A 7,165-nucleotide genomic window follows, 5' to 3' on the forward strand; every position below is an offset into this window, starting at 1 on the left:
CAAGTGGGTTCTAAAGACGGCGAGAAAATCAGCATCGCTATCGGTTCAAGCGCGGGCTGGAACCTGGCAGCGGCGGGCGCCGGCGGCATTTCTAGCGATACTGTCAATACTTACGCATTTACTAAGAAAGCTGCGGTTGATACAGCACAAACTGATTACGACGCGAAGAAAAAAATCTCTGATGCCGATGCCACTAAACTGCCTGACACCGCTACAGCTAAAGCGACTCTTGATGCCAAAATGAAAGAAGCGACTGACGCAGGCGAAGCGGTTAACGGTAACGTGCGTACCGTTGCTGCCAAAGGCTTCGACGTACTGAAAGGCACCGTGACCGGTGGCGCCGCCGGTACCGCAGATGCCGGTGGTCCTTTGGCTGCTATCGATAAAGCCCTGAAAGCGGTTGATACTCAGCGCAGTACTTTGGGTGCATCTCAGAACCGTTTTGAGTCAACCATCACCAACCTGAACAACACCGTAAACAACCTGACTTCCGCGCGTAGCCGTATTCAGGATGCCGATTACTCTACCGAAGTGTCCAACATGAGCCGTGCGCAGATCCTGCAGCAGGCGGGGACTTCCGTATTGGCACAGGCTAACCAGGTTCCGCAGACCGTATTGTCTCTGCTGCGTTAATTTGGTCAGGGTTAATCATACAAAGGCGGCTCTTAGCCGCCTTTTGTCATAGGGTAGCATCCTCAGAAGGGTATTAGCCTATGATACATGCAAGCATTCCAGCAACGGGAAGGGGTATTAAGTGAAAGAACTTCAGGTCATTCAGCCAGATTATGTGGCTAACTTTAGCTGTGTAGGCTCCGCCTGCCGCGACCATTGCTGTAAACGCTGGATTATTACCCTCGATAAAGAGACTTATCGAAAATATGCGAAAAGCCAGAATGCGGATATCAGACGTATCGCTGTAACCAATATTATTGTTAGTAAGAAAAGTCAGGCAAACTGGGCTTCAATAAAATTGAATGAAGAACAAAACTGCCCTTATTTAGATGAAGAACGTCTGTGTAATGTGCATAAACGTCTGGGAGGGAGGGCATTAAGCGTTACTTGTGCCACCTATCCGCGTATGGAGCACATATATAAGAAGCAAAAATTAAATACGTTAACCATTTCCTGTCCGGAAGCAGCGCGCCAGGTATTGCTGAATCCTAATGCATTAAATATGCAAGCGACGACTATTACTCAAACGGGAAATTTTAAAGCTTCTGATCTGAATATGGAAAATCAGTTGGTTAATCTGTTCTGCGCTAATTTAATTATGCCGGAGCAAAGCCGTATTGAAGAAAATATTTACGCCATCACATCATTCTTGCTGTATTACCAAAAATTAAGTGGTGATGTAGAAAGCAAGTTACCCGCAATGGAAGCTGCCTTTGGTGATTTGGTGAATAAATTACAGAATGGAGATATTGCAGGATATCTTAGTAACATTCCATTTAATCAGGGACTTCAGTGGCAGTTATTAATGCGGTTGCAGAAGTTTACTACTGACGCACCTCACGCGCGCGGCCGCGAAACGTTATTTGCTTATTTGGGACATTTAATCAACCATTTGGTGATCGATTTTGATAATGAGCAGTTGGAAGAACGGATGAAACAGTTGGGTAACATATGGAATGAGCAGGCGATGCCTTTCCTAAAACAGCGTCCTTATCTGCTGCGTAACTATTTCCTATACCGTTTACACCACGACCAGTTTGCAATGAAAGGCGATCAACCTCTGCTAAAAAGCCTGTATCTCCTGGTGGTCGATTATTTCTTTATCAAGTCGTTGATCAGCGCTCATTTGATTAAAATTGGCGATCTGACCGAAGAACATGTCATCGATATTTTCTACTCCTATCACACTTTCCGCCAGCATAGCGCCAAGGCCACCGCCGATTTTATCCATGAAATCGACCAAGTCAAAGTGAACGACGATTTATCTCTTTTGCAACTGCTGGTGTAGTCAAACGTGCTGTGGCGCAGGTTTAAATTGGCCTGTGCCAACTATTTTATGCAGAAATGTTTTGTCACTCCCGAACTAAAAAAGCGCATAAGGCAAATAGCCGCCCTTTTCTATGTCTATTCCGGCGATTGTCTGCGTGACCTGACAGGATAATGGTACGACTCTCTTACCCGTAGGTGCCTGTCATAGTGAGCGATCTATATACCGCCGAAGGCGTGATGGATAAAAATTCCCTCTGGCAACGCTACGTTCCTCTGGTTCGCCACGAGGCACTGCGTTTGCAGGTTCGCCTGCCTGCCAGTGTAGAACTGGATGACCTGCTGCAAGCTGGTGGCATTGGGCTGCTTAACGCCGTCGAACGCTACGATGCGCTACAGGGAACCGCCTTTACCACCTATGCCGTGCAACGTATTCGCGGTGCAATGCTGGATGAGCTGCGTAGCCGCGATTGGGCACCGCGCAGCGTACGCCGCAATGCGCGCGAAGTGGCACAGGCTATGCGTCAGGTTGAACAAAAAGTCGGGCGACCGGCGACGGAACAAGAGGTTGCCCAGATTCTGGATATCAATCTGGATGAATACCGCCAAATCTTATTGGATACCAATAATAGCCAGCTGTTCTCCTACGATGAGTGGCGGGAAGAGCATGGCGAAAGCGTTGAACCCGTATTGGAAGGGCATGATGATGCCAATCCGTTGCAGCACCTGTTGGAAGGGAATCTCCGTCAGCGCGTCATTGAAGCGATCGAGGCATTGCCTGAGCGCGAGAAAATGGTGCTGACGCTGTATTACCAGGAAGAGCTGAACCTGAAGGAAATCGGCGCAGTGCTAGAGGTGGGGGAATCCCGCGTCAGCCAGCTTCATAGCCAGGCGATTAAACGCTTACGTGCCCGCCTGAATAACGACTCTTAATTCACATTCGCTCAATTTTATTTTTTGCTTTAGCCTAATTTATGCAGGTCTTCTTATGTCTGGACTTACCTTAAAGAAAAGGCCGCTGAGCCGCTATCTAAAAGATTATAAACACACCCAAACCCACTGCTCGCACTGTAATAAACAATTGGAACGTATGGCGTTGGTTTTCCGCGGGCAAATTATTAATAAAGAAGCCATTGCCGGAATGGATCAACCGATTGACGATCAGGTCTGGGTTAATTTACAAAATGAGCTGACGGCGCTGTGCCGTTTTTGCAGTGAAATATATTGTAATAGCTCGCCGGGCTATTTTGACATTATGGCATTCAAACAATATTTATTTGAACAAACTGAGATGAGTCACAGTACCGTTAGGGAATATGTGGTGCGTCTGCGTCGTTTAGATGAAATGCTGGTAGCCAGTAATTATCCGGCAGAGAAATTTGCCAGTGAGACCATGCATCAGCGAATTATCGATGATCTGCCAAATGCGGCACATAATAATTATCGCATTGCATTGCGAAAATACGATCAATATTTGGCCTGGCAAAAAAATTACTAAATTTTATTCAGCTATTGATTGACGCCCGACGGTGGAATATTGCCTCGTCGGGCGTTTTGCATTTATATACTCTAATAATCGATTTAGCCTTCACTAAAAGTCAGTGATTAATCATCTGACATCTGATAAATCTATAGAATCGTTCTATTTCATTCCTTTTGGAGGATCTGTGACTCTTCAACAAAAACTGGCGCAATTTCCGCGTCTGGATCTGGTTGGGCATACCACGCCATTAGAAAAACTTTCCCGCTTGTCTGATTATTTGGGTCGTGAAATTTACATCAAACGAGACGATGTCACGCCGGTTGCTCTGGGGGGGAATAAACTGCGCAAACTGGAGTTTTTGGCTGCAGAAGCCTTACAGCAGGGCGCGGATACGCTGGTCACAGCGGGGGCCATTCAATCTAACCACGTTCGGCAAACTGCCGCCGTTGCAGCCAAGCTAGGCTTACATTGCGTGGCACTGCTGGAAAATCCGATGGGAACGCAAGCAGAAAACTATCTGAGCAATGGTAACCGCCTACTATTGGACCTATTTAATGCGGAAGTGGTGATGTGTGACGCTTTGGTCGACCCCAATGCGCAGTTGGCTGAGCTGGCGACTCGATTGGAGGCGCAGGGATTTCGTCCTTATGTGGTGCCGGTGGGTGGCTCTAATGCCTTGGGAGCCTTGGGTTACATTCAGTGCTCGCTGGAGATAGCCGCGCAGTCGCAGGGCAAAGTTAATTTCAGTTCAGTCGTAGTGGCATCCGGTAGTGCAGGAACTCATGCCGGTCTGGCGGTGGGTTTACAACAGTTATTGCCGGAAGTGGAGTTGATTGGTGTGACCGTTTCACGCAAAGCCGAAGAGCAGCGGCCAAAAGTGGCGCAAATTCAGCGAGACCTGGCTCTTTCCCTCGGTATTTCTAGTGTTGCGGATATCAATCTGTGGGATGAATACTTTGGCCCGCAGTACGGTATCCCTAATGATGAAGGCACGGCGGCTGTGCAGTTATTGGCGCAGCAGGAAGGGGTGTTACTGGACCCGGTTTATACCGGTAAAGCCATGGCTGGGCTGATCGACGGGCTGGCACAACAGCGCTTTTGTGATAACGGGCCAATATTATTTATCCATACCGGTGGCGCGCCGGCGTTGTTTGCCTATCATCCTCATATATGAGGATCGATATTATTTATTCCATTTTCAACTATAGTTATCAGGTTATATTCCTTTATTTGATTCCTAAGACTGATAACGTAGCGATATCAAAACGATAAACATGACAATCGGGGTATCTATGGGCTTTTCAATTGTACGTCGTCGAGTGGTTCTGGGCATGATGGCGGTGGCACTGGCAACGGGCTTGAACGTCAAATCCTATGCGGCAGGCGATCTGTTGGATCAGGTTAAGCAACGTGGAACTCTCATTGTCGGGCTGGAAGGAACTTATCCGCCGTTTAGCTTCCAGGGTGAAGACGGCAAGCTGACCGGTTTCGAAGTGGATTTCGCTAATGCATTGGCGGAACACATGGGGGTGAAGGCCAAAATACAGCCTACCAAATGGGACGGTATGCTTGCATCGCTGGAATCTAAACGGATTGATGTCGCTATCAACCAGGTAACTATTTCCGAAGATCGTAAGAAAAAATACGATTTCTCAACGCCTTATACAATTTCCGGTATTCAGGTTCTGGTTAAAAAGGGCAACGAAGGCAAATTCAACAAGCCGGAAGATTTGCAGGGTAAGAAGGTCGGTGTCGGTTTGGGCAGTAACTATGAACAATGGTTGCGAGCCAATCTGAAAGGCGTCGATATTCGTACTTATGATGATGACCCAACTAAATATCAGGATCTGCGTATTGGTCGTACCGATGCCATTCTGGTTGACCGTTTAGCCGCGCTGGATCTGGTGAAGAAAACCGGTGATACCTTGGTTGTTGCGGGTCCGGCTTTTGCTCGTCAGGAGTCTGGCGTAGCGCTGCGGAAAAATAATCCGGAGCTATTGGCGGCGATCAATCAAGCAATTGCTGAAATGCAAAAAGATGGCACTTTGGCGAAAATTTCAGAGAAATATTTTGGTGCGGACGTAACTAAATAATGCAAGAAAGTATTCAACTGGTGCTGGATTCAGCACCATTTTTACTGAAAGGTGCCTGGTTAACCCTCCAGCTTAGTCTGGGGGGAATGTTTCTGGGATTAGCGCTGGGCTTTATGCTGGCTATGATGCGTTTGTCCCATTTTTTACCTTTTTCACTGTTTTCCCGTTTCTACGTTTCAATATTTCGTGGCACGCCGTTGATCGCCCAGTTGTTTATGATTTATTACGGTTTACCGCAATTCAACATTGAACTGGACCCAATGCCGGCTGCATTGCTCGGTTTATCTCTAAATACCGCCGCTTATACCTCGGAAACGCTAAGGGCTGCTATTTCTTCTATTGAGAAAGGGCAGTGGGAAGCCGCGGCCAGTATCGGTATGACGCGCTGGCAGACCCTATATCGGGTGATTCTGCCGCAGGCCGGGCGTACGGCGCTCCCGCCGTTGGGCAACAGCTTTATCGGGCTGGTAAAAGATACTTCCCTAGCGGCAACGATTCAGGTGCCGGAGCTGTTCCGTCAGGCACAGTTAGTGACTTCGCGTACATTGGAAGTCTTTACCATGTATCTGGCCGCGTCGTTGATTTACTGGATGATGGCTACGTTGTTGTCGGCGTTACAGAATCGACTAGAAGCACATGTTAATCGTCAGGATCAGGAGTAACGATGAGTACCATTGAAGTGAAGAAATTGACCAAGCAATTTAACGGTCAACAGGTACTACGTGGCATCGATCTACAGGTAAATACTGGCGAAGTGGTGGCGATTATTGGGCCGAGTGGCTCAGGTAAAACGACCTTGTTGCGTAGCATTAATCTGTTGGAAATTCCTGACTCTGGCACTATTCGCGTTGGTGATATTCAGATTGACGGTTCTAAACCTATTAGTAAGCAGCAAAAACAGGTACGAGCGCTGCGTCAGCAGGTGGGGTTTGTGTTCCAGAACTTCAATTTATTCCCTCATCGTTCCGTGTTGGAAAATATCATTGAAGGGCCGGTGATTGTGAAAGGGGAAAAGCGCGAATCCGCAGAGAAAAGGGCGCGCGAGTTGCTGGCAAAAGTCGGGTTGAGCGGCAAGGAGAATGCCTATCCGCGCCGTCTTTCGGGTGGGCAGCAGCAGCGAGTGGCGATAGCAAGGGCTTTGGCGATGCAGCCTGAAGTGATTTTATTCGATGAGCCGACTTCGGCGTTGGATCCAGAGCTGGTGGGCGAGGTATTAAACACCATTCGAGCTTTAGCGGAAGAACGACGCACTATGGTGATCGTGACTCACGAAATGAGTTTTGCTCGCGATGTGGCTGACAGGGCGATCTTTATGGATCACGGGCAGATCGTCGAGCAGGGGGTAGCGAAGGCGTTGTTTGCAAATCCGCAGCATGAGCGTACCAAGCAGTTTTTAGATAAGTTTCTGAATAATAGATAATGTTTGGGGGCTGGTTTCGAAAGCCCAGCAGTTCACTGTCTCCTCACTTACCGTGGAGGCTTCCGAGCCGGGTTGGCAGTCGCCCAACCCTGCACCCGGGCTTGGCGCGAAAGTGGGGTTCTGCGAACCTCCCTCGGGCGCGCTTCGTCCGGCGAGCCAGCGCTAGATTCGCCTGCGGGCGTTATCAGGATGCCATGCCATCCTGGCCCTGCGGCTCAAGGCGCGCTTTCA

8 protein-coding genes are annotated in these 7,165 nt (G+C 48.5%); all 8 read left to right on the forward strand.

What is annotated here, in order from left to right; genetic code table 11:
* The coding region (locus tag DBA33_RS21045) for a flagellin (RefSeq protein ID WP_276148136.1) at window positions 1–633 on the forward strand (633 nt) is incomplete at its 5' end.
* A 121-nt stretch (window positions 634–754) separates the two neighbouring features.
* Entirely contained in the window at window positions 755–1,960 is a 1,206-nt protein-coding gene (fliB, locus tag DBA33_RS19730) for a flagellin lysine-N-methylase (RefSeq protein WP_120807058.1), read from the forward strand.
* Between the two features lie 188 nt (window positions 1,961–2,148).
* Window positions 2,149–2,871 (forward strand): RNA polymerase sigma factor FliA, encoded by a 723-nt coding sequence (locus tag DBA33_RS19735; protein WP_049597537.1) that lies wholly within the window; start codon window positions 2,149–2,151, stop codon window positions 2,869–2,871.
* 55 nt (window positions 2,872–2,926) lie between these two features.
* Window positions 2,927–3,436, forward strand: a complete 510-nt coding sequence (gene fliZ / locus DBA33_RS19740; RefSeq protein ID WP_049597538.1) for a flagella biosynthesis regulatory protein FliZ — start codon at window positions 2,927–2,929, stop codon at window positions 3,434–3,436.
* A 169-nt stretch (window positions 3,437–3,605) separates the two neighbouring features.
* Window positions 3,606–4,595 (forward strand): D-cysteine desulfhydrase, encoded by a 990-nt coding sequence (locus DBA33_RS19745; RefSeq protein ID WP_064517679.1) that lies wholly within the window; start codon window positions 3,606–3,608, stop codon window positions 4,593–4,595.
* Window positions 4,596–4,713: 118 nt separating this feature from the next.
* A complete protein-coding gene (tcyJ, locus tag DBA33_RS19750; RefSeq protein ID WP_064517681.1) occupies window positions 4,714–5,514 on the forward strand; it encodes a cystine ABC transporter substrate-binding protein in 801 nt (266 codons plus the stop codon).
* Entirely contained in the window at window positions 5,514–6,176 is a 663-nt protein-coding gene (tcyL, locus tag DBA33_RS19755; protein WP_064517683.1) for a cystine ABC transporter permease, read from the forward strand. Before tcyJ ends, tcyL begins: the two co-directional genes overlap by 1 nt.
* A gap of 2 nt (window positions 6,177–6,178) precedes the next feature.
* Window positions 6,179–6,934, forward strand: a complete 756-nt coding sequence (tcyN, locus tag DBA33_RS19760) for an L-cystine ABC transporter ATP-binding protein TcyN (RefSeq protein ID WP_064517685.1) — start codon at window positions 6,179–6,181, stop codon at window positions 6,932–6,934.
* The last annotated feature ends 231 nt before the right edge of the window (window positions 6,935–7,165 follow it).

Origin of the sequence: Yersinia sp. IP36721, assembly GCF_003634395.1 — a bacterium.
Classification (GTDB): Bacteria; Pseudomonadota; Gammaproteobacteria; order Enterobacterales; family Enterobacteriaceae; genus Yersinia; species Yersinia entomophaga.

Bases quoted from the DNA above. Each gene is read 5' to 3' on its own strand.
- tcyJ (WP_064517681.1), top strand. From the start codon at position 4,714: ATGGGCTTTTCAATTGTACGTCGTCGAGTGGTTCTGGGCATGATGGCG.
- fliZ (WP_049597538.1), top strand. From the start codon at position 2,927: ATGTCTGGACTTACCTTAAAGAAAAGGCCGCTGAGCCGCTATCTAAAA.
- tcyN (WP_064517685.1), top strand. From the start codon at position 6,179: ATGAGTACCATTGAAGTGAAGAAATTGACCAAGCAATTTAACGGTCAA.
- tcyL (WP_064517683.1), top strand. From the start codon at position 5,514: ATGCAAGAAAGTATTCAACTGGTGCTGGATTCAGCACCATTTTTACTG.